This is a genomic window from Sphingopyxis sp. (assembly GCF_035250425.1).
Taxonomy (GTDB): domain Bacteria; phylum Pseudomonadota; class Alphaproteobacteria; order Sphingomonadales; family Sphingomonadaceae; genus Sphingopyxis.
On the sequence record NZ_DATFFD010000161.1, the window covers coordinates 1 to 22,445 of the forward strand.

Genomic DNA, 22,445 nt, shown 5'->3' on the forward strand with positions numbered 1-22,445 from the left:
CGAGGCGCTGGATGACGAGGCTCCAGAGCCCGAGCCCGGCAAAGGCGGCAGCCACCGCGCAAGTGCCGCCAATCAGCCCGCCGGCCACCGAGCGGAGCGCGGTGGTGCGATGCCCGAACTCGCGCAGGCGCAGCGCCATATGGGTGGCGCCGAACGAGGAGATCGGCAGCCCGAGGCTCATCACCGCGAGCGGCAGCGCGATGTCGGGCGCATCCATCCAGTTCGCGATCGGCTGCGCCAGCGCCATGATCAGCATGGCCGAGAGGAAGGAGAAGGCCTGCTGTGAGCGATAGATGGTGTCGAGAAAGGCCGGGCTAAGCTCCTTCTTCCGCGCGATCGTCTGGACAAGGCCGGCGGTGGCGATGATGCGGAAGGCTTCGGCGGTCACCGCCATTACCGCAAAGGCGCCGATGTCGGCGCGCGCGAGCAGGCGCGCGAGCATCACGAAGACGACGAACGAGAAGATCTGGTCCGACAGGAAACGCGTGATCGTCCAGCCGATCGAGCTGCGGCTGCGCGCGCGTAACCCGTCGTCGAAGCGGGCGGGGAGGTCAGCGCTCAAGCAGGCGTCTCGCTTTCAGCATCCGCATCCGTGCGCGCTCGACCTGCCGCCACACCCTTTGCCTCATCGAATGATAGAGCGGATCGGCTTTGGGCCGGAAGCGCGAATTGCCGATGTCCGAGACGATCGCCGCTTCGAGGATCGGTGCGGGATAGAGCGCGAGATTGGGCAGGCCGTGCGCCCACGACCGATCCATCTCGTCATCGATCGGGCGGCGGACGGTGCGGCAATGATTGGCGAGGCGCCGCGCCCCTTCGAGCGTGATCGCATAGCCCTGCGTGCCATAGGCGAGGCCGACCAGCTCGACGATCGCGCGCGAATGCTGGAGGAAGTCGCGCCGCACCACGCGCTGCCAGGTCGGGCGTTTGGCGTAGAGCCGCAGATAGTCGATACCCTCGGCGTGAAGATCGGTGCGCGCGAGCGGTTCGAGATAGGCCCAGTCGACCACCGTATCGTCTTCGAGGACGATCGCCTGCCGCACGTCGCGCGCGACCATGTCCTGCCAGATCGAGAAATGGCTGGCATAGCAACCGATCTCGCCCTTGCTCATCGGCCGGCCCTTGTTGCTGCGGATCGCGGGCTCGTCGATCGTCATCCCTGGTGCGGGGACAGTGCAGGCATCGAAAAAACGCCACGCAAGCGAGGTGTCCGCCGCGCGTGCGGCAAAGGCAGCTCGACGTGCCTCGGCTGATTCGAGCGACACCACCAGAACTTCGGTGGTTTGGCCCGATTCGGGTAGGGAATCACCCACTTGGATCGCCCTTTTTACTAGCGGTTGCGCTTGGCCGCGCGGTTCAGAACCAACGACGGGCCGACGCGATCCTTGGTAGCGGGCAATTATTTGAGAGCGAAGGCACAGGCGCTCCGGTCGTCCGGTCAACAGGGCAACTCGTCTTCGCAGGTGCAGCATATTGTTGACCGGCATGCCGTCGACAGCCGATTGGACCGTCGCGGGGGCACTGGACAGGCGTAACTATGTTTCAAGTCGCAGTCGTCATACCCGTGTGGAACGGAGAAAAGGTGCTCGGCCGCTGTCTCGACGCGCTCGCGCGCCAGACGCTCCCACGCGCGGCGTATCAGATCATCGTCGTCGACAATGGATCGAGCGACGCCACGCGCACCATTGTCGGCAGTTATCCGGGCGTCGAACTGCTCGAAGAGAAGCGGCCCGGCTCTTATGTCGCGCGTAACCTTGGCATCGAGCGGGTCCGCGCGCCGATCACCGCCTTTACCGATGCCGATTGCGAGCCGGCGCCCGACTGGCTCGAGCAGGTGCTCCGCGCGGCGGCGGCGAATCCGGGGTTTGGCGTGCTCGCCGGCAAGATCGAATTGTTCGACGAGATCGCGCAGGAGCGCGAGGTGTTCGGCGATTACGAGCGGCTGTTCAGCTTTCCGCAGGCGCACGCCGCACGCGGCAATTGCGCGACCGCCAATTGGGCGAGCGAAACGGCGTTGCTGAAGGCGCTCGGCGGGTTCGACGCGGCATTGAAGTCGGGCGGCGACCGGCAGATGGCGCTGCGCATCCGCGATAGCGGTCATCCGCTTGTCTATGTGCCGGCGATGATGGTGCGGCATCCGGTGCGCGCAAGCCGCGCCGAGCTGGTGCGCAAGCGGCAGCGGCTGAGCGGCGGGCGCTGGGATCGCACCCAGCGGCGTCCGCGCCTTGTCCATGTACTCGGGATTACGGCGGTCGATACAGTCCGGCGGCTGCGCCGCGCCGCGATCTCGCGCGAATTGTCGTTTCGGCGACGCCTGGCCGTGATGTGGCTGACATTGGAGCTCGCCGGGGTGGCGGTGAGCGAATATCTCAATCTCGCGGGGGGACGAAAGGCAGCACGCGACTGATGACTCCTTCTCATGACGTTCCCCGTTTTTCCGTGGTGATGCCGCTCTATAACAAGGCCGCGCATGTGCGCGCCGCGATCGAGAGTGTCTTTTCGCAAACGTTCCCGGCGCACGAAATATTGGTGGTCGACAATCGCTCGACCGATGGCGGTCGCGAGATCGTTGCCGCGATCGGCGACGAGCGGACCAAGCTGCTCGATCTGTCGACGCCGGGGCCGGGCGGCTATGCCGGGCGCAACATCGGCATCCGTGCGGCGCGCGGTGACTGGATCGCCTTTCTCGACGCCGACGACCTATGGCAGCCCGATCATCTCGCGGTGCTGGCCGAAGGCATACGCGCCGACCCGAGCGCGCGTGCGGTGGCGACGCGGTTTGAGCATGTGTTCGAGGATCGCTCGCAGGCCCAGCGGATCGCGCCGGAGCTGGAGCAGCCGCAAAGCCTCGATCTCGAGCGCTTTCTTGCGGCGTGGCTCGCGGTGCGCGAATGTCCGATGTGGACCGGCGCCATCGCGATCCGCCGCGATACATTGTTCGAGGCGGGCCTGTTCCCCGAAGGGCGCGCGGTGCGCGGCGGCGACAAGGACCTGTGGCTGCGCGTGCTCGCCAAGGGCGCGCTGCGCTACGATCCGCGCGCCACGGCGGTCTTCCACCGCGACAGCGACAACAAGGTCAGCAAGTCGACCACCACGCTCGATGTGCCCTGCCTGGTCGAGACCGCGCGGGGGATGCTCGCCGGCGCGACGGCGCGCGAGGCCGCGTTGCTGCGGCGGCTCGTGAACCAGGAAATCGCGCATTATGCCCGCTATGCGATGAAATATCCGGGCCGGACGGCGATCCGGGTCGGCGACATTTATCTGCCCGAGGGAGCCGGCACCGCGGCGCTGCTGATTGCCGCGAAGCTGATCCCTGCGTCGCTGCGGCAATCCAGCTATGCCCTGCGCAACCGGTTGCTTGCCCGCCCGTGAGGCCCATCCGCGCCCTTGGGACCCTGCTGACCGGCGGGGCGAGCCTCGCCGCGTGGCTGTCGCTCGCCGGCGGGCTGGTGCCGATTCTCGATGTGCTCGCGTCGTTCCTGCCGCTATTTGGAGTGACGGCGTTGGTAGGGTTGCTGCTCGCCCGGCCGCGCGCTCGCTGGGCAGTTGTCGCAGTCTTGGTCGGCCTCACTCCGGTTGCGATCGGGGTGGTGCCGGAGCTGACGCGCGAGATTCCGGCAGCGCAAAAGGGAGCGAGCCCGATCCGGGTGCTGACCCACAATGTCTGGCGGAGCAATCGCGACCCCGCCGATACCGCGCAGGCGATCATCGACGCCAAGCCCGATGTTGTGATGTTGCAGGAGGTGGATGGCAGTTTTGCGCCGATGCTGGCGGCGCTGGGCCAGCATTTCGCCCATGCAACCAAATGCCCGCCAAGCTGTGACCTTGCCATCTTTTCGCGCTGGCCGATCGCCGACAGCGACTATTTCCTGAAAGACGGAAAAGGGCAGAAATTAGGTCCGCCGCTGCTCTGGGCGCGGATCGCTAAACCCCAAGGCAACCCGTTTACCGTGGTGACGCTCCACTATCCCCGGCCGACATCGCGCGATCAGGCGGTGCGCAGACAGGATGTAGCGCGTGCATTGGCACGGATCGAACGCGGTCCCTTGATCGTTGCAGGCGACATGAACCTCACCCCCTGGGCCGCGGCGATGCGAGAGCAGGACCGCGCCTTCGCACCGCTCACCCGCATGACGCGCGCGCTGCCTAGCTGGCCGCGCGCCTTTCCCGTGCTGCCGATCGACCAGCTTTATGCCGGACCCGATTGGGGGCGTGTGTCGGCGCGGCGGTTGCCCGCCACCGGGTCGGACCATGTGCCGGTCCTCGTGACGCTGGCTAGCCGATGAAGCGCGCGATCACCTTTGCGCTCCTCGGCAGCTGCGGTTTTGCGATGCCCGCGCTTGCTCAGCAATCCGACGCGACCGACGGGCTCGGATCGGTTTCGAGCGAGAATAGTTTCGGGCGCGACCGCAATATTGGCGTGCTCGAACGCCGCCGCCCCGATTACACGCCCGAGCCGATCCAACTCGGCGTGCTCGAACTGATGCCGCGCATGGCGATCGGCGCCGGCTATGACGACAATCTCTATGCGCAGGAGAATGACCGGATCGGCGATGCCTATCTGCGCATTCGCCCGCGCGTCTCGCTGGTGCGGCCGTCGCCGACGCTCAAACTGTCGCTCGATGGCGAGCTCGACCTCTTGCGCTACGCCGACCGCGCAAGCGAGAACGCAACCCAATATTCGGTGAACGCGGGCGCGCTTTACACGATCAGCAAGTCGGACGCGCTGAACCTGACGCTGCGCAACGGGCGCTACAGCCAGGAGCGCGTTTCGCCCGATAGTCCGACGCAGGCGACGCGGCCGGTGCGCTTCACGCTGAGCGGGGGGACAGCGACCTATACGCATATCTTCAACCGGCTGCGCGTGCGCGGCGTCGTCGATGTCGAGAACCGCAATTACAGCGACAGCGTGACCCCCGGCGGCGATCCGATCGACCAGGATTTTCGCGATCACACGACCTACACCGGCACCGCCGTCGGCGAATATGCGCTGAGCCCGAGCATCGCGCTGTTCGTCGCGGGGTCGCTCAACAAGCGCGATTATCGCGAGCGCATCGGCCCGGTGCCGGCGCGCGATTCCAAAGGCTTCGAACTGGCCGGCGGCGCGAGTTTCGAGCTGGGCCGCAAGGCGCGCGGGGCGCTGCGGCTCGGCTATTTCGAACAGGACTACCGGCCGGTCGAGTTCGAGGACGTCTCGGGCCTCCTCGTGCGCGGCGAGCTGGCCTATTTCCTCACCCCGCTGGTGACGATCACCGGCACCGTCGACCGCGGCATCAAGGAGACCGGCGTCAATGGCGCGACGGGCCATCTCGCGACCAATATGACGCTGCGCGCCGATTATGAGCTGCTGCGCAACCTGATCATCAGCGCGGGCGGCGAGCTGGAAAAGCGCGACTTCAACAATATCGACCGCAAGGATGATCGCTGGACCTGGCGCGGCAGCGCGTCGTACCTCGTGAGCAAGCGGCTGGCGCTGCGATTCGACCTCCAGCGGCGCACCCAGTCGAGCTGGGGGGCGACGGCGGGCCGCGGATTTTCCGACAATCGGGTGTCGGTGGGGCTGACTTTTTCGGGCTTGTAGAACCCGATCAGCCGGATTTTGTTCGCGATCCGTAGAGCGCACCTTCGCACGCCGCGAGCAGTTCGGGCGGCGCAAGGCGGTTGATATAGCCGTCGGATCCCTGATCGGAGAGCAGCTTCGCCGGGATGCCGCCGACGACGCCGCGTTCGGGCACATCCTTGGTCACCACGGCATTGGCGCCGATCGCGGCCTCGGCGCCGACATGAATGCCGCCGATCACCTTGGCGCCCGATCCCAGGAAGGTGCGGTCGCCGATCACCGGCGCGCCGCGGCGGCTGCCGCGGTTCATATAGCCGAGCACGACGCCGTGGGTGATGTTGACGTTGCTGCCCAGCACCGTGTCGCCATGAAAATAGAAGCCGCCGAAGCGATTGAGGAACAGGCCCGGACCGATCTCCATATATTCGGGGATCGCGAAGCCATATTTGTAGCGCGCGCGCAGCAGCAGCCATTTGGCGAAGGGGTAGAAGCCGAATGCCTTGGCGGGCTTGAGCTTGAGCCAGCCCGTCGTGCGCATCAGCACCGTGTATTTGTACCCCGGGGTGAAAGCGTAATGCTTTGCGAAGGCGCCGAAGCTGACACGGCCGGCGTAGCGATAGAGATCGGCGGCGAGTAGCGCCTTCAATTTGGCGAAGCTCACCGGGCAGCCGCGCCGATGCGGCTTGCCGGCTTCGTCGGATACGGGTTCTTCGAACGCCGGCACGGGCGTCAGCGATGCGGTCGCCATATCCATCAGAAATAGCGCTCGCCGAAGCGGATCGTGTCGCCGGGAAGCACGGCGAAATCAGCGGTCATCGGATATTCGTGCTCGCCGGCCTCGCCAGCGCGCTTCAGGAAGACGCGCTTCTCGTTGGCGCGATAGGTGAAGCCGTCGGCTTTCGCCACCGCGCCGCGGATGGTGAGACCTTGCGTATACGGATATTCGCCGGGCTTGTTCACTTCGCCGAGTATGTAGACGGGGCGGAAATTGGCGACCTGGACCGAAACCTGCGGCTCGAGCAGATAGCCGTCGCCGAGCTTTGCCTCGATCGCGTTGGACAGTTCTTCGGTCTGGAGCCCCGCGGCCTTGACCTCGCCGATCAGCGGGAAGGCGATCGTGCCGGCGGGCGAAACCTCGAAATCGCCGGTGAGTTTCTCTTCGCCATAGGTCGCGATCTTGATCTTGTCGCCCGGCGACAGGACGAAAGCCGTCGCGGGTGGCGGCGCGGCGCCGCTGCCCGCGAGCGGGGTTTGCCCGGCGCATCCGCCAAGGGCGATCAGCGCCCCCGCCAGTGCGATCTGCATGTGCCATTTCATGAACTTACTCCCGGACGATAGGCTGATATGTCTTCGATTTCGGACGCGGAAGATGGCGCGCGCAGTACCGCCTCGATCCGCGCCCAGTAATTTGCGGCCGCCTGTTCGACGCCATAGGCCAGCGAGCGCTCGCGCGCCCGCGCGCCGCAGGCGCTGCGGCGGGGCTCTGCGAGCACGTCGACCAATGCCGCGGCAAAGGCTTGGGCGTCATCGGTCGACACCAACGCACCGGCATCGACATCGATCCTGCCGCTGATCGTATCGCGCGACCGGCCGGCCAGAATTTCGGACGGACCCGACGCGCAATTGGTCGCGACGACCGGGACGCCGCACGCCATCGCCTCGACCAGCCCGTTGGGGAAGCCCTCCGCGTTGGAGGGCATCGCGTAAAGCGCTGCGCGCGCGACCACCGCGAAGGGATTGGCGACGAAGCCGGGCATATCGACCCGGTCGGAAATGCCGAGCGAAGCGGCGAGCGCTTCGAGCGCGCCACGCTCCGGGCCTTCGCCCAGAATGACGAGGCGCTCGCGTGGCGAGGCCTGCGCATAGGCGCGCAGAAGGAGCGGAAAATTCTTGTTCGGCATGAGCCGCCCGGCCGAGACGATATAGGGATCGGCAGGCGCGAAGGCGGGCGGCTCGGCCGCCAGTTCGGCGATGCGCCGATGGTCGACCGGGTTGGCGATCGCCGACATGCGCGTGCGCGCGACGCCGAAATTGGCGGCAAGATCGTCGACTACGCCTTCGGACACCGCGATGACATGCGCGGCGCGCGGATAGACCATGCGGACCATCGCCTTGGCGACGCGCGCGCCGCCCAGATGGGCGCTGGTATTGACGCGCTCGCTGATCAGCCAGGGCCGGCGGCGCCCCGCCATCGCCCAGGCATTGGCGATATTGGCGCGGGTCAGGAAGCTGAGCGTCGCATCGGGTGACATGCGTCCCACAAGCGCGCGAAGCTGGGTCAGGCTCGGCAGCAGTTTATGCCGGGCATCGAGCTGATGAACCTCGACCCATTCGGGTATGTCATAGGCGCGCGGCTCGTCGTCGAGCAGCGCGAGATGGATGTCGTAGCGTGCGCGCCAGGGCTCGGACCCGGCCAGCAGGGTGGTCAGGACGCGCTCGGCGCCGCCCCCCGCGAGCGAGTTGATCGCGAATAAAATCCGCTTTCGGTGCAGCATGGTTCCTCGCTGGAGTTTCGGGCGGAATTCGCCTCTGGAGAACGCTTACCACGGGCATTTGTTGCAGTGCACACAGCATCCCCCGCTTCATCGTCTCGGCGGGGCAGCTGGCCGATTTCAAAGGGTTTTGCGCCCCGATACGTTTATCAGGGCGAACATCGACGGACGATTTTGCGGAGGTATTTAATGGACATTCGGCGAGTCGAGTGTCTGGATGGCCTGCGCGGCGTCGCGGCCCTCTGGGTGCTCATCGGGCATATGATGATCCTGACTGGTTTCCGCTTGCCGCTGATCGGCAAGCCGGACCTCGGCGTGGACCTGTTCATCCTGCTCTCGGGTTTCCTGATGATGTACCAGTACCGGCTGCGCGCGGGCAGCGAAGACTGGGATGCGCCCGGCACCTGGGCGGCTTTCTGGACGCGCCGTTTTTTCCGGCTGGCGCCGCTCTTTTATGTGACGCTCGCGGCGGCGCTGATCGCGGGGCCGTCGATCTTTGCCGACCGCGTCGCGATCGACAGCTTCCTCGGGCAGGCGCTCCAGCCGGCCGAGCGCTATACCGATGCGAGCCTCACCAATATCGTGATGCATCTGACCTTCCTGTTCGGATTGCTGCCCGAATACGCCTTTCGCACGCCGCTGCCCGACTGGAGCCTCGGGCTCGAGATGCAGTTCTATCTGCTCTTTCCCTTCCTCATCCTGCTCGGGCGGCGGATCGGCTGGGTGCCTGCGGCGCTGGTCGCGGCGGGGGGCGGTGTGGCCATCGCTTTGATCGCCGGGGCGGCGGGGCTCGACTATCCGATGCCGTCATTCCTGCCGTTGAAGCTCCAGCTTTTCCTCGCCGGCATGCTGATCGCGGCCGATCCGGGGGAGAGCCGCGCGCGGCTAGGCGCGCGCCTTGGCGCCGCGATGCTGCTCGCCGCGATTCCGATCGGGGGCGACCAGGACCTGCTCCATTTTGCGGTGCGCGAACTGCTCGTGTTCGGCTTTTTCGCGCTGGTCCATTGGCGTTCGCTCGGTGTGATCGGCTGGGTTTCGCGCCTGCTCGGCAGCCGGCCCTTCTATTGGCTGGGCGAGCTTTCCTACGGGACCTATCTGATCCACTTGCTGATCCTGCAGCCGGTCGCGGCGGCGGTCATCGGACAGTTCGGCACCGGGCTCGGTGCCGCGGGGCGGTTCGCGCTGACGGGGGCGATCCTGGTGCCCGTGACCTATGCCCTTGCTTTTGTGACCTATAGACTGGTCGAGTTGCCCGGGCAGCGGCTGGGCAAGGCGGTGATCAAGCGTGTAGCTGGGGGCAGCGGAACGCGCGCGCTTCAGACCGTGCCCGAAAAGATCGCCGCGCCCTAGCTATTGGAGATGGAAATGGATCGACGAACGCTTCTGACTTCGATGGCCGCCGCGGCCGCCGGCAGCGCATGCACCGCAAAGGACGACAGGTCCGGGTCAGAAAAGGCCGGGCGGCCGACGCTGGCCATCGATTTCGACGGGCCGGGGCGCTGGCGAATCCGCAGCTGGGCGTGGCGGGAAAATGCGTGGCACCCGCGGATCGCGCGGGCGACGCGGACCGGTGCGGGTATCGAAGTCCGTGGGCCGATCAATGCGGCGGACCGGGCGAAAATCGTCGCCCGGCTCGGTGCCTAAGCTTCCACTGCGCCGGAATAGGTGGGCGTGCGCGGGGCGGTCCGGCCTGGCGTGAGCGTGGCGCGATAGACGTCGAGCGTATCCTCCGCCGCCTTGTCCCAGCTGAAACGCGCACGCACGGCGTCGCGGTCGACCTGAAAATCGGCGCAATCGGCGTTCAGCCGCTCGGTGAGCGCCGCGACATCGCCCACCGGGAAATAATTTTCCGGGTCGAGGGCGATATCGAGATTGGCGGAGATGTCGCTCAGCAGCATCCGTGCGCCGCAGCTCGCCGCCTCCAGCGCCGCGATCGGCAGGCCTTCGTGATAGGAGGGCATCACGAACAGCGCGCAATGCTCGTAGAGACACTTCAGCGTCGCGCGTGACTGGACGCCTGCAAAGATCACACGATCGCTGGCGCGCGCGAGCAGGTCGCGGGCATATTCGCTTTCATGATCGGCCGAACCGGCGATGACGAGCTTCGCCGTACAGTTCGACCGCTCATAGGCGTCGATCAGGTCGTGCAGACCTTTTTCGGGAACGAGGCGGGCGACGGCGAGGAGGAAATCGCCTTCCTTAAGGCCCAACCGTTCGAGCACGAGCGCGGGGTCGGCATCGCCGGGCAGGTCCGATGTGCCATTGGGAATATAGGAGATCGCGTGCGCGCGTTTCGGGAAGTTCTGCCGCAGCTGCGCGGCTAGCGAGGGCGAGACGGCGATGACGCGATTGGCAAAGCTGAGCGCCAGCCACTCGCCGGTGCGCAGCGCGGTCCGTGCGAACAGACCCCATTTGGCGCGGTGATAATCGGTGCCATGGTGCGTCACGACGACCTTCAGCCCGAGCAGCCGGGCCAGCGGCGCGAGCAAACCGGGGCCGATCGCATGGATATGGATCAGCCCGGCGCCGCGCTTGCGGGCGGATAGGACCGCGAGCAGGGTCGACACCACCGCCTCGAGATTTTGCGAGCGCGGGCAGGGGATGCCGACGATCTCGACACCGCGATGCTCGCCCACCGGCTCGGGCAGATAGGGCGCGCGGCCGAGCACCACCGAACGGTGATCGGGCCAGATCGCCTTGATCCGCGGGAGAAGCTCCTCGCAGTGGCTTTCGATCCCGCCCATCACATGCGGGAAACCGCGGAGGCCGGTCACGCAGATGATGGGCGCGCCCGCAGGGGCGCTGGAAGGCACATTTGTCCGTTGCAGCATATTAAACTCCACTAGCGCCCGGCCGGATTTCCCGGCTCAGGCCACCGCTGCCATCGGCCCTCTTCCACCATTTTCTATTTCGCCCAGATACCAGTCGACGAACCGCTCGATCCCCCGGGCAAGCGGGACCTTGGGGCTGTATCCGGTGAGCGCGTTGATCGCCGAGATGTCGGCGTAGGTCGCGGTCACATCGCCCGGCTGCATCGGCCGCATCAGCTTGATCGCCGGCCGGCCGAGCGCGCGTTCGAGCACCGCGATCATGTCCATCAGCCCGACGGGATTGCAGTCGCCGATGTTGAGCAGCCGGTTCTCGCCGCCCGCCGGCGGCCGGTCGAGCACGCCGACCACGCCATCGACGATATCGTCAATATAGGTGAAATCGCGCGCCATCCGGCCTTCGCCGAACACCTCGATCGGCTGGCCGAGCAGGATCTTCTGCGCGAAACCATAATAGGCCATGTCGGGGCGGCCCCAGGGACCATAGACGGTGAAGAAGCGCAGCCCGCTGAGCGGCAGGTGATAGAGCTTGGCATAGCTTTCGCTCATCAGCTCACAGCTGCGTTTCGTCGCCGCATAGAGCGAGACCGGCGCGGTGCAGGGCTCATCCTCGCGAAAACCGGTGCCGCCGAGCGGGCGGTCGCCATAGACCGAACTCGACGAGGCGTAGACGAGATGCTCGATATTGCCCGCGTGGCGCGCCGCCTCGAGCACCGCGAGATGCCCTTTGAGATTGCTGTGCTCATAAGCGAAGGGGTTTTCGAGGCTGTAGCGAACGCCCGCCTGCGCGGCGAGATGAACGATCCGGCGGATGCCGTTCGCTTCGACCAGCTCGCTGATCAGCCCGGGGCTCGCGATGTCGCCGTCGATCAGCCGGAAGTTGAAATTGCCGACGAGCCGCGCGGTACGCGCCTTCTTGAGCGAAACGTCGTAATAGTCGGTGAAATTGTCGAGCCCGAGCACGCGTTCGCCGCGCGCGAGGAGCCGTTCGGACACCGCATGGCCGATGAAGCCCGCGGCGCCGGTTACCAAGATGGGGCTGTCGTCGCTCATGCGGCATGCCTCTCGTTCGATTCGGCCTCGTCGGCGGGCTGGCCCAGCCGGCCGATACCGACATAGCGCAAGCCCGCATCTTCGGCCCGCGCGGGCGGATAGATGTTGCGGAGGTCAACAAGCACCGGCTCGGCCATTGCGGCCTTGAGACGCGCGAGGTCGAGCGCGCGGAACGCGTCCCATTCGGTGACGATCACCGTCGCCGCCGCGCCTTCGGCGGCGGCATAGGCGGAGGATGCATATTCGACGTCGGTCAGCACCGCTTTGGCCGCGTCCATGCCCTCGGGGTCATAGGCGCGGACCTTGGCGCCGGCATCCTGCAGCGTCTGGATGATCGCGATCGACGGCGCGTCGCGCATATCGTCGGTATTGGGTTTGAAGGTGAGGCCGAGCACCGCGACGGTGCGACCGCGGACGCGTCCGTCAAGCGCGGCGATGACCTTGCGGCCCATCGCGCGCTTGCGCTGCTCGTTCACCGCGACCGTCGTCTCGATCAGCCGCAGCGGCGCGTCATGATCCTGCGCCGTCTTCATCAGCGCGAGCGTATCCTTGGGGAAGCAGGAGCCGCCATAGCCGGGGCCGGCATTCAGGAATTTGGCGCCGATCCGGTTGTCGAGCCCGATGCCGCTGGCGACCTCCTGGATGTCAGCACCGACCTGTTCACACAGGTCCGCCATCTCGTTGATGTAGGTGATCTTCATCGCGAGGAAGGCGTTAGCGGCATATTTGATCAGTTCGCTGGTGCGCCGGCTCGTGAAGACGATCGGCGCCTTGTTGAGCGAAAGCGGGCGATAAACTTCTTCCATCGGCGCGCGCGCGCGTTCGTCCTCGATGCCGATCACGACGCGATCGGGGCGCTTGAAATCCTCGATCGCGGCGCCTTCGCGCAGGAATTCGGGGTTGGAGGCGACCGCGAATTCGGCGGCGGGGTTGCACTCGCGGACGATCCGCTCGACCTCGTCGCCGGTGCCGACGGGCACGGTCGACTTGGTGACGATGACGGTGAAGCCCGAGAGCGCGCCAGCGATCTCGCGCGCGGCGTCGTGGACATAGGAGAGGTCGGCATGACCGTCGCCGCGCCGGCTGGGGGTGCCGACGGCGATGAACACAACATCGGCGGCGCCGACGGCTTCGGAAAGCTCGGTGGTAAAAGCGAGGTTCCCCGCTGCGACGTTGCGCGCGACCAGATCGTCGAGACCGGGCTCATAGATGGGGATGCCGCCAGCCTGAAGGCGGGCGATCTTGTTCGCGTCCTTATCGACGCAGGTCACGTGATGGCCGAAATCGGCAAAACACGCGCCTGAAACCAGCCCGACATAGCCGGACCCGATCATCACGATACGCATGATGCGTTGCTCCCTGATTTATATGAAGGCGGCTTTTTGCTGCACTTGCGAACAATCGCGTCGCGACGGTTAACGGTCAACTTGCCAGCTTTGAGCGGAGGCAATTGAAAGGCGAAATGATCGCTACAAAATCCCGACCCAGAACGGGACAAGGTGAAAAAATGCGATATATTAGAAACGGATAATTCGAGGCTTTGCCTAAACGACAGCCAGGCGAATTGGCTGCCATGCGACGAAACGTTTCGACTTGATCTTGCCACGGGTCGGCGTCGGAGTAGAAGCTGAACAGGATAAAATGCGGGGAAGGGTGAGATGCTGGAAGCGCAACGTGGGGCATTTTTCGCCGACTTGCCGGTGTCGTTGGCCATTCGCCGCGACCGGCTGCGGCGCGCGGTGCTGATGATCGGAAAAAACGCTGACGCGCTGTGCGACGCGCTCGCCGCCGACCAGCCGAATCAGGATTCGGACTCCGCCAGGCTTATCGAAGTGGCACCGGCGCTGGCGGCGCTGCGGGCATCGATTGACGGGGTGGGCCGCTGGATGCGCGCCGAAAGCGGACGCGGTCTGCTCGCGCGGCTGCGCGGGGCTGGCGATTATATGGAATATCTGCCGGTCGGGGTGATCGGCATCGCGGCGCCGGCGTCGCTGCCGCTGCTCCGGACAGCGGGCATCCTCGCGGGTGCGCTCGCCGCGGGCAACCGCGTGACGCTGAAATTCGACGCGGCGTCGGTGCAGCTGGGCCGACTGATCGGCGGGTTGGCGCCGGATTTCTTCGATCCGCTCGAACTGGCGGTGGCGTCCGACAGCGACTTTGCGCAGCAGCCGTTCGATCTGTTGGTGACCAGCGAACCGCAGGAAGATGATGGGGCGATGCTTGCGCGCTCGGACAAATCGCCGGTCATCCTTGGGCGCTCGGCCGATTTTGCCAAGGCGGCCGACAATGTGATCGCACGCAAGCGCCTCAAGGGCGGAAGCGCACCGCTCGCGCCCGACTATCTTCTCGTGCCCGAAGAGCAGGAAGAGGCGATTGCTTCCTGGCTGTGGCGCGCCGCGATGCAGCCCCGGGCGAACGAAGCGGCGCTGCCGGAGGCCGGGCAGCAACGGCTGGCGCGGCTATTGGATGACGCGCGCGCGCGCGGGGGCGAGGTGATGACGGCTCAGCCGCACGGGCCGGCTATGCCGCTCCACATCATTCGCCACGCCAGCGAGGACATGCTGGTGATGATGCAGGAGGAGTTTCGGGGGCCGATCCTGCCGCTGCGCAATTATGCCCGGATTGAGGACGCGATCGCCACCATCCAGCGGCGACCGCCGCCGCTCGCCATCTATTATTTCGGCCGCGATGCTGCCGAACGCCGGCATGTGCTGGAACATACGCTGTCTTCGGCGATCGCGATCGACGGGCGTGTTCCGTCCGCGGCGAAGGCCGGTGCCGGTATGACGCTCAACATCGACCATGGCGAAGCCGGATTCCGCCGGTTCAGCCGGGCGAGGCAGGTCTGTCGCGAGCCTTTGGTCGGTTTTGCGCGTGTGTCCGCGCGCGACGTCGGCGACGATCTGGGCGGGGCTGCGCCCGCGCTGCACTGACCCCGGACGCGCCACGCCGCGCCGCATCGCGCTGGCCTTGACCGGTGCGCTCCGATTAGCGCGGCGGCATGGACGATCCATCCTCTCGCTTCGCCGCGAAGCCGGTTCAGATCAATGCAGCGGGCGAACCGGTCTATTTCGTGCAGTCGGGCGCCGCCTATCGCGGCGTGCGCGCCAGCGATGTCGGCAACGGCCTGTTCGTGATTCGCGAGCCGGTTCGCAATGTGCAGATCGCCAATATCCAGGTGGCGGGCGGCTACCGGGTGATCGAGAACAAGGCGGCGCCGGAACAGGTGAGCGCGGGCAGCGTCGGGCTCCGCGTGCGCGGGGCGCGGGCGAGCAATCTCGAACGCAGTTTCGCCCGCATTCGGTATGACAGCCATGACGGGGTGATCGAGGATGTCAGCGCGAGCGGCATGCTGACGACGGGCGCGACCGACCTGCCGGTGGGCATCGCCTTCGACGGCACCGCGCACGACTTCCGGGTCGAGCGCTGCACGATGCGCGGCTTTCAATGGCAGCGCAAAGCCAGGCAATATTGGAACGGTGACGGTTTCTCGACCGAGCGGGGCAATGCGCGGATGTTGTTTCGCCAATGCGCCGCGTGGGACAATAGCGACGGCGGGTTCGACCTGAAGTCGACCGAGACTTTGCTCGACGACTGCGTCAGCGGCCGCAATGCGCGCAATTTCCGGCTGTGGTCGAGCATCCGCGCGACGCGACTCAGCAGCCTCGATCCCGTCAAGATCGGCGGGATTGGCGACACCAACCATTTCACGATCATGGCGGCGAAAGGCGCAAGCGAACCGTTGGTCATCACCATCGAGCATCTGGTGGTAAAGAGCGACCGGGGCTGGCCGATCTTCGACATCCACCACGGGCCGGCGAAAATCATTATCGGCTCGCACGATATCCAGGTGCCGCCGGGCACGCCGCTGGTCCGCTCGCGCGGCGGGGGCTCGGTGCCGGGTGGGGTGTCCTTTGCCGGGACACCTCCCAAACTCTGAATGGCCTGACGCACTTTGGACACGTTTCGACGCCGGCCTCTTGCTGCAATGCAGCGTAAAGGCGCAGATCGCTCCTCGGCAGCACGCGGCGATCGTGTCTGCCGATCCAACGCTGGTTAATTGGGGGGGAACCCAGCGACCAGAAAAGGGTAAAAAGATGCGAAAAATACGCAAGGCCGTGTTCCCCATCGGCGGCCTTGGAACCCGGTTCCTTCCGGCGACCAAGTCGATGCCCAAGGAGATGCTGCCCGTCGTCGACCGGCCGCTCATCCAATATGCGGTCGACGAGGCCCGCGAGGCGGGCATCGAGCAGTTCATTTTCGTGACCAGCCGCGGCAAGAGCCTGATCGAGGATCATTTCGACCATGCCTTCGAGCTTGAGGAAGCGATGGCCCGGCGCGGCAAATCGCTCGCCGCGCTCGATGGCACCCGTCCCCCGCCGGGCGACATCAACATCGTGCGGCAGCAGGAGCCCCTCGGGCTGGGCCATGCCGTATGGTGCGCGCGCCGTCTCGTCGGCGACGAGCCCTTTGCGGTGCTGCTGCCCGACGATCTGATGGTCGGCGAACCCGGCTGCCTCAAGCAGATGGTCGAGGCCTATGCCGATCTCGGCGGCAATCTGATCTGCACCGAGGAAGTCGCAGCGGAGGACACGCATAAATATGGCATCGTCACGCCGGGCGCGAGCGCCGGGGCGATCACCGAGGTCAGGGGGCTGGTCGAAAAGCCGGCTCCGGACGTCGCGCCGTCGCGGCTTGCCGTCATCGGCCGCTATATCCTCCAGCCCGAGGTGATGAACGTCCTCGGCAGCCAGGAGGAAGGTGCGGGCGGCGAGATCCAGCTGACCGATGCGCTGGCGCGGATGATCGGCCAGCAGCCGTTCCACGGCGTCACCTTCCAGGGCAAGCGCTATGATTGCGGCGACAAGAGCGGCTTTGTGACCGCGACGCTCGCGCTGGCGCTCGCCCGTCCCGATATCGCGCCCGCGGTGCGGGCTTTCCTGGCTGCTGCCTAATATGGACGCAGTGACACGGCATACCCCGCGCGGCCGGGAAGCGGACCCGCAGGTCGATCGCGGCGCGCTGATCGACTTGCGCCGGGTCGGCGGGGTGCTGCGCCGGCGATGGATGGTTTTATGTGCGGCAATGGCCGCGGCGATCGTGATCGCCGCGGCCGCCTATCTCGCCGCCGAACCGCGCTACCTCGCCACCGCGCAGGTCGCGCTCGAACGGACGGCAGAGCAGGTCATCAAGGTCGATTCGGTGATCCCGACGACCGATCCCGATTCGGCGGCGGTGGATACCGAAGTGCAGGTCTTGCGCTCGCCCGAGTTGATCGGGCGCGTGGTCGATCGGCTGAAGCTCGAACGCGACCCCGCATTCAACGAAGCCGCCGGACAGGGCCAGCCCACGGCGCAGCCCGACCTGATCGGACGCCAGCGCGCGATCGGTACGCTGCTGGGCGGGCTGACGGTGAAGCGCGACGGGCTTTCCTATGCGATCAGCGTCTCGTTCGAAGGCGGCACGCCGGTGCAGTCGGCGCAGATCGCCAATGCGCTGGTCGACGATTATGTGTCGGGGCAGGTCGGCTCGAAGACCGAGGCGACGCATCGTGCGCGCGGGTTTCTTGAGCAACGCCTTCAGGATCTTCGCGCGCAGGTGGTCGGCGCCGAGCGTCAAGTCGCCGACTATCGTGCCGCGCACAACCTTTTCGCCGTCTCCGAAGCGAGCTCCGTGACGCAGCAGGAGCTGTCAGGGCTGTCGACCCAGCTTGCCCAAGCCAAGGCCGAGAATGCCGCGGCGCAGGCGCGCCTTTCGGCGGCGCGGGCGCAGCTGAGCGGCGGCCGGACCGGCGAGGAGCTTGGCGATTCGCTCGATTCACCCGTGGTCAGCCAGTTGCGCGCCCAGCGTGCCGAGGTGGCGCGCGAGGTCGGGGCGCTGGAAAAACGTTATGGCCCGCGCCATCCCGACCTTATCCGCGCGCAGAGCCAGCTCCGCGTCGCCGATCAGCAGATCGCGGCCGAGGTGCAGCGGATCGTCTCCAATGTCGCGATCCAGGCGAGTATCGCCAACCAGCGTGCGGGTTCGCTCGCGGGTTCGGTGGCGCAGTCCGAGGGCAAGCTCGCCAGCGACAATGCGGCGTCGGTGCGGCTGAACGAACTGGAGCGCAACGCCGAATCGGCGCGGACGCTCTATCAGGCGTTCCTCGATCGCTATCGACAGACGGTCGCGCAGTCGGGGCTGGAACGCAGCGACGCCTATATCGTCAGCCGCGCACGCGTTCCCGGCGCGCCGAGTTCGCCCAACATGCTGATCTATGCGGCGATGGCCGTCGTGGGCGGGCTGGGTATCGGCGTGCTGCTCGTCGTCCTGCTTCAGTTGCTCGAACGCGGCATCGAGACGAGCGATGCGATCGAGGAAACGCTGGGGTTGTCGACGCTTGCTTCGATCCCCGATGCGAACACGCTGCCCGGCTATCGCAAGCTGGGCCCGCCGGCGCCTCCGGCGGAATTGCTGCTCAAGCGGCCGCAATCGACCTATGCGGAGGCTTTCCGCACGCTCCGCACCTCGATTCAGTTCGCCGAGGCGGCGAACCCGATCCGCGTCGTCGCGATCACCTCCGCAGTGCCGGGCGAGGGCAAGACGACCACCGCGATGGGGCTGGCCCGCGCAGTGGCCGCGGCGGGCGGCAAGGTGCTGCTGATCGACGCCGATGCCCGGCGGCGCGCCTCCAGCCGGCAGTTCACCGAAAATGTGACGCTGGGGCTGGACGAGGTGCTGGCGGGGCAGGCGACGCTGGAGCAGGCGATCGTCAAGGACAGCATGTCGGGCGCCTTCCTGTTGCCGCAGCGGCTCGATTCGAAGGGCGTCGGGCTGACCGAGAGTCCGCGGCTCGCCGAGCTGATCGAGCAGGTGCGCGAGCGTTACGACCTCGTGATCCTCGACACGCCGCCGGTCCTGCCGGTCGACGAGGCGCGCGTGATCGCGAGCATGGCCGACGGGGTGGTGTTCCTCGTGCGCTGGCGCAAGACGCCGGCCAAGGCGGCGTCGGTGGCGCTGCGGCGGCTGTACGATGTCCACGCCGAGATGCTGGGCGCGGTGCTGACGCTGATCGACGTCGGCGAGCAGGAGCGGGCCGGCTATGAAGATGGCGGCACTTTCCTGAAGGCGTACCGTCCCTATTATGCGGATTGATCCGGCGGCGCCGTGACCGCGCAGGCGCTCCCTTACGGCCCGGCGTTCGGGCTCGGCATCTTGTTGCCGGTGACGGCGGTGCTGCTCGTCGCGCTCGTCGTCGCGGCGCGGCGGGCGGGCAGCGTCGCGGGCGCGTTCGTCGTGGTGGCGCTGTGGATGCGCTACACGGCGGGCGCCTATCATCTCTATATGTTCCAGCCGCTCGCGGGCGGGCTTTCGGGCAACGCTCTGCTTTCGATCGGGGTGACCGGGTTCGGGCTGCTCTTTGTGGTGCGGCCCGCCAATCTGGCGCTCAAATGGTTGCTGCCCGTCTATGCGCTGGTCGTGCTCGCGCTGTTCAGTGCCGCGCTCAATGGCGATGCAGCCGGCGGGATCAACGTGGCGGTCAAATATGCCTATATGATCGTGATCATGATCGCGGTGTTCCAGGCGCTGCGCAGCGATCCCGACGCGCGGTTCCTGAGCTGGGCGATGGTTTCGTTCCTGCCGCTGCTCGTGTTTCAGGCGCTGTCGCTGGCGCTGAACCTGCCCAAGGGATCGGAGGATGGCGACGGGCTGGTCTGGATCGGCGGCTATAATCACGAAGCGGCCTTTTCGGTCGCGATGATGACGGGGTTTCTGGTCGGCTGTTTCGCCAAATCGGCGCCGCGCGCGGTGCGGGTTGCCTTCCTCCTCGCAACATTGATCGGCATTCTGCTTGCGGGCTATCGCACGACGATCCTCGCTTTCGCGCCGCTCGCGCTGGCCGCCTTTCTGAGCGGGCTGACGCTGAGCGTCCGGCGCGACCAGCGCGCACCGATGGCGGTGACCGCGATGGTGGCGGGCGTGTTGCTCGTCTCGTTCGCCGCCCTGTCCTACAGCGCGAGTTTCACCGACCTAGCCGCTTTCCTCTCGAATCCCGGCGGGCTGATCAAACCGCCGCGCGACTTCGACCTGCTCGAACGGCAGGTGATGTCCGCCCGGCCGTTGATCTGGAGCAGCTATATCTACGCCTGGGCCGAGGGCACGCCGCTCCAGCACCTGTTCGGCTTGGGGCCGGAGAGCTGGGAGGGCGTGTTCAAAGTCTATCCGCACAACACGCTGGTCGCGACGCTCTACGAGCTCGGTTGGTTCGGGATCGCGGCGATGATCGTGCTGTGGACAGTGATGTTCGCTGCGGCGGCTTCGGCGCACGGCGAGCGCTTCAAGCTGCTCGCGGCGCATTTCGCCTTCTTCCTGCTCAACATGGCGACGATGCCGTTCTGGCAGGTCGAGGGGCTGGCGCTCTATGGGCTGCTCTGCGGCTACACCATCTACGCCGCCCGGTCGGCACCGCGTCCGCAGAAGCGTTCACGGCGCCAGATCCCGGGCGCGAAGTTGCGGCCGTCGTAAGAGCCTTCAGTGCCGGCCGAGTTCGTCGCGGCCGACCACCATATAATGAACCTCGTCGGGACCGTCGGCAAAGCGCAGGTGGCGTACGTCGGCATAAAGATCGGCGAGCGGGGTCCATTGGGAGATGCCGGTCGCGCCGTGGATCTGGATCGCCTGGTCGATGATCTGGCAGGTGCGTTCGGGCACCATCGCCTTTGCCATACTGACCCAGACCCGCGCTTCGCGGTTGCCGAGCAGGTCCATCGCCTTCGCCGCCTTGAGCACGATCAGGCGCATCGCCTCGATCTCGATCCGCGCGCGCGCGATCACTTCCAGATTCTTGCCGAGCTGCGACAGCTGACGGCCAAAGGCGGTGCGCGAATTGCCGCGCTTGACCATCAGGTCGAGCGCGCGCTCGGCCTTGCCGATCGTGCGCATGCAGTGATGGATGCGGCCCGGCCCGAGGCGCATCTGCGAAATCTCGAACCCGCGCCCTTCGCCAAGCAGGATATTATCCTTCGGCACGCGGACATTGTCGAAGCGCATGTGCATATGCCCCTGCGGCGCATGGTCGGCGCCGAAGACGTGCATCGGGCCGAGCACCTGCACGCCGGGCGTGTCCATCGGCACGAGGATCTGCGAATGCTGCGCCTTCCGCGCGGCTTCGGGGTTGGTGTTCACCATGCAGATCAATATCTTGCAGCGCGGGTCGCCGGCGCCGCTGATGAAATATTTCTCGCCGTTGATGACCCATTCGTCGCCTTCGAGCCGCGCGCGCGTTTCGAGGTTGCTGGCATCCGACGAGGCGACGCCGGGCTCGGTCATCACATAGGCCGAACGGATTTCGCCGTTCAACAACGGTTTGAGCCAGCGCTCCTTCTGATCGGGCGTACCGACCATTTCGAGCACTTCCATATTGCCCGTGTCGGGCGCCGAGCAGTTCAGCGATTCCGATGCGAGCGGCGACTTGCCGAGCTCGGCGGCGATATAGGCATAGTCGAGGTTGCTGAGCGGCGTCCCCGTGTCGCCGTGCGGCAGGAAGAAATTCCACAGGCCCGCGGCCTTCGCCTTGTCCTTCGCGCCTTCGAGCAGTTCGAGCTGCCCCGGCGCCCAGCTCCAGCGGTCGGCGCGGCCTTCGCCGAGGCGGAAAAATTCCTCGGTGATCGGATCGACATTCTCGGCGATGTGGCGCTTCACCGCGTCGAACAGCGGCTGCGCTTCCTTCGACATTCTGAGGTCGTTGAGTTCGGCTTCGAGTTCGATCTCGGTCATGACAATCCTCCGCTGGGGTTTCGCCCGCAGCTTAGTCGCGCCATGTCATCAAGGAAAATGATAGGATCGAATATAGAATATTCGCAAAGCGAATAACTATGCGGTCTGCGCCAGCTCGTCGGTGATGATCGTGCGCAGCCAGCCGAGGCCCGGATCGGCTTGCGCCGCCTGATGCCAATAGAGATAACTTCCGCCCTGTTCGACCGGGAGCGGCAGGTCGACGAGCTGCATCGGCCACATCGCGCCGAGCACCTCGGCGTGCGACCGCGGCAGCGAAAACAGCATGTCGGAGGAGGCGACGATCTGCCACGCGGTGATGGCGTGCTGGCAGCGCACGACGACGCGCCGGGCGAGGCCCATGCGGTCCAGCGCCATGTCCTCGATCCCCGGGCCATAGGGCCGCGACGTCGCGATGATATGCTCGAGCGCGAGATAGGTGTCGAGGTCGAGCGTGCCGTCGACGCGCGGGTGCCCCTTGCGCGCGACAACGACGATGGGCTCGGTTCCCAGATAATGGCGCTGGAGCCGGTCGTTGGCGGGAAGGGCGACATCGAGCGCAAGGTCGAGATCGCCGCTCGCGAGCATCATCACCAGATCGCGGCGGCGGAAGGTCACACTGGCGAGCGCGACATGCGGGGCTTCGCGCCGGACGCGCGCGACAAGCGAAGAGAAACGCGGCATTTCGCCCGACAGGCGCACGCCGATGCGGAACTCGCGCGTCGCCTCGGCGGGGTCACACGACGCCGCGGCATCGAG

At 66.2% G+C, this 22,445-nt stretch carries 21 protein-coding genes; 11 read left to right on the forward strand and 10 right to left on the reverse strand.

The window, feature by feature from the left end; all coding sequences use genetic code 11:
* Together VJ811_RS09415 and VJ811_RS09420 are read right to left on the reverse strand one after the other, a co-directional pair.
* A partial coding sequence (locus VJ811_RS09415; RefSeq protein ID WP_324072016.1) for an oligosaccharide flippase family protein occupies nt 1-562 on the reverse strand: 562 nt, incomplete at its 3' end.
* The gene (locus VJ811_RS09420) at nt 552-1,313 is read right to left on the reverse strand and encodes a glycosyltransferase family 25 protein (protein ID WP_324072017.1); all 762 of its coding nucleotides are present in this window, start codon (nt 1,311-1,313) and stop codon (nt 552-554) included. The genes VJ811_RS09420 and VJ811_RS09415, both read right to left, overlap by 11 nt.
* A 224-nt stretch (nt 1,314-1,537) precedes the next feature.
* On the opposite strand from VJ811_RS09420, the gene VJ811_RS09425 reads away from it, so the two are divergent.
* The 4 genes from VJ811_RS09425 to VJ811_RS09440 are packed head-to-tail and all read left to right on the forward strand — an operon-like array spanning nt 1,538 to nt 5,581.
* Nucleotides 1,538-2,407, forward strand: a complete 870-nt coding sequence (locus VJ811_RS09425; RefSeq protein WP_324072018.1) for a glycosyltransferase family A protein — start codon at nt 1,538-1,540, stop codon at nt 2,405-2,407.
* Nucleotides 2,407-3,372, forward strand: a complete 966-nt coding sequence (locus VJ811_RS09430; RefSeq protein WP_324072019.1) for a glycosyltransferase family A protein — start codon at nt 2,407-2,409, stop codon at nt 3,370-3,372. Before VJ811_RS09425 ends, VJ811_RS09430 begins: the two co-directional genes overlap by 1 nt.
* Nucleotides 3,369-4,286, forward strand: coding sequence for an endonuclease/exonuclease/phosphatase family protein (locus VJ811_RS09435; protein WP_324072020.1), 918 nt, complete (start codon nt 3,369-3,371; stop codon nt 4,284-4,286). Before VJ811_RS09430 ends, VJ811_RS09435 begins: the two co-directional genes overlap by 4 nt.
* Nucleotides 4,283-5,581, forward strand: coding sequence for an outer membrane beta-barrel protein (locus VJ811_RS09440; protein ID WP_324072021.1), 1,299 nt, complete (start codon nt 4,283-4,285; stop codon nt 5,579-5,581). The genes VJ811_RS09435 and VJ811_RS09440 overlap by 4 nt, the downstream gene beginning before the upstream one ends.
* 7 nt (nt 5,582-5,588) lie before the next feature.
* Here the strand turns inward: VJ811_RS09440 and VJ811_RS09445 are convergent, their stop codons facing one another.
* From VJ811_RS09445 to VJ811_RS09455, 3 genes are read right to left on the reverse strand one after another with little or no spacing between them, the layout of a single operon-like run.
* Nucleotides 5,589-6,308 carry a serine acetyltransferase gene (locus tag VJ811_RS09445; protein WP_324072022.1) on the reverse strand — a complete coding sequence of 240 codons (720 nt, stop codon included), beginning with the start codon at nt 6,306-6,308 and terminating at the stop codon, nt 5,589-5,591.
* A 5-nt stretch (nt 6,309-6,313) separates the two neighbouring features.
* A complete protein-coding gene (locus VJ811_RS09450) occupies nt 6,314-6,877 on the reverse strand; it encodes a polysaccharide biosynthesis/export family protein (protein ID WP_324072023.1) in 564 nt (187 codons plus the stop codon).
* On the reverse strand, nt 6,874-8,055 hold the full coding sequence (locus VJ811_RS09455) for a glycosyltransferase (protein ID WP_324072024.1): 1,182 nt from the start codon (nt 8,053-8,055) through the stop codon (nt 6,874-6,876). Before VJ811_RS09455 ends, VJ811_RS09450 begins: the two co-directional genes overlap by 4 nt.
* A gap of 186 nt (nt 8,056-8,241) precedes the next feature.
* On the opposite strand from VJ811_RS09455, the gene VJ811_RS09460 reads away from it, so the two are divergent.
* Together VJ811_RS09460 and VJ811_RS09465 are read left to right on the forward strand one after the other, a co-directional pair.
* Complete coding sequence (locus VJ811_RS09460; protein WP_324072025.1) at nt 8,242-9,402, forward strand: acyltransferase; 1,161 nt, start codon at nt 8,242-8,244, stop codon at nt 9,400-9,402.
* Nucleotides 9,403-9,444: 42 nt separating this feature from the next.
* Nucleotides 9,445-9,696, forward strand: a complete 252-nt coding sequence (locus tag VJ811_RS09465; RefSeq protein WP_324072026.1) for a hypothetical protein — start codon at nt 9,445-9,447, stop codon at nt 9,694-9,696.
* On the opposite strand, the gene VJ811_RS09470 is transcribed toward VJ811_RS09465, so the two are convergent.
* From VJ811_RS09470 to VJ811_RS09480, 3 genes are read right to left on the reverse strand one after another with little or no spacing between them, the layout of a single operon-like run.
* The gene (locus tag VJ811_RS09470) at nt 9,693-10,883 is read right to left on the reverse strand and encodes a glycosyltransferase family 4 protein (protein WP_324072027.1); all 1,191 of its coding nucleotides are present in this window, start codon (nt 10,881-10,883) and stop codon (nt 9,693-9,695) included. The genes VJ811_RS09465 and VJ811_RS09470 overlap by 4 nt on opposite strands.
* Nucleotides 10,884-10,919: 36 nt before the next feature.
* The gene (locus VJ811_RS09475; protein ID WP_324072028.1) at nt 10,920-11,933 is read right to left on the reverse strand and encodes an NAD-dependent epimerase/dehydratase family protein; all 1,014 of its coding nucleotides are present in this window, start codon (nt 11,931-11,933) and stop codon (nt 10,920-10,922) included.
* Entirely contained in the window at nt 11,930-13,279 is a 1,350-nt protein-coding gene (locus VJ811_RS09480) for a UDP-glucose/GDP-mannose dehydrogenase family protein (protein WP_324072029.1), read from the reverse strand. Before VJ811_RS09480 ends, VJ811_RS09475 begins: the two co-directional genes overlap by 4 nt.
* A gap of 354 nt (nt 13,280-13,633) precedes the next feature.
* Between VJ811_RS09480 and VJ811_RS09485 the strand changes: the two genes are divergently transcribed.
* The 5 genes from VJ811_RS09485 (at nt 13,634) to VJ811_RS09505 (ending at nt 20,438) form a co-directional block, all read left to right on the forward strand.
* Entirely contained in the window at nt 13,634-14,866 is a 1,233-nt protein-coding gene (locus tag VJ811_RS09485; RefSeq protein WP_324072030.1) for an aldehyde dehydrogenase family protein, read from the forward strand.
* Nucleotides 14,867-14,934: 68 nt separating this feature from the next.
* Nucleotides 14,935-15,873 (forward strand): hypothetical protein, encoded by a 939-nt coding sequence (locus VJ811_RS09490; protein ID WP_324072031.1) that lies wholly within the window; start codon nt 14,935-14,937, stop codon nt 15,871-15,873.
* A 157-nt stretch (nt 15,874-16,030) separates the two neighbouring features.
* A complete protein-coding gene (locus tag VJ811_RS09495) occupies nt 16,031-16,888 on the forward strand; it encodes a UTP--glucose-1-phosphate uridylyltransferase (protein WP_324072032.1) in 858 nt (285 codons plus the stop codon).
* A gap of 10 nt (nt 16,889-16,898) precedes the next feature.
* The gene (locus VJ811_RS09500) at nt 16,899-19,067 is read left to right on the forward strand and encodes a GumC family protein (RefSeq protein ID WP_324072033.1); all 2,169 of its coding nucleotides are present in this window, start codon (nt 16,899-16,901) and stop codon (nt 19,065-19,067) included.
* Nucleotides 19,068-19,079: 12 nt separating this feature from the next.
* A complete protein-coding gene (locus VJ811_RS09505) occupies nt 19,080-20,438 on the forward strand; it encodes a hypothetical protein (protein WP_324072034.1) in 1,359 nt (452 codons plus the stop codon).
* Nucleotides 20,439-20,444: 6 nt separating this feature from the next.
* Here VJ811_RS09505 and VJ811_RS09510 read toward each other — a convergent pair whose 3' ends face one another.
* Both VJ811_RS09510 and VJ811_RS09515 read right to left on the reverse strand, forming a co-directional pair.
* Entirely contained in the window at nt 20,445-21,689 is a 1,245-nt protein-coding gene (locus tag VJ811_RS09510) for an acyl-CoA dehydrogenase family protein (protein ID WP_324072035.1), read from the reverse strand.
* 96 nt (nt 21,690-21,785) lie between these two features.
* On the reverse strand, nt 21,786-22,445 hold a 660-nt coding region (locus tag VJ811_RS09515; RefSeq protein WP_324072036.1), incomplete at its 5' end, for a LysR substrate-binding domain-containing protein.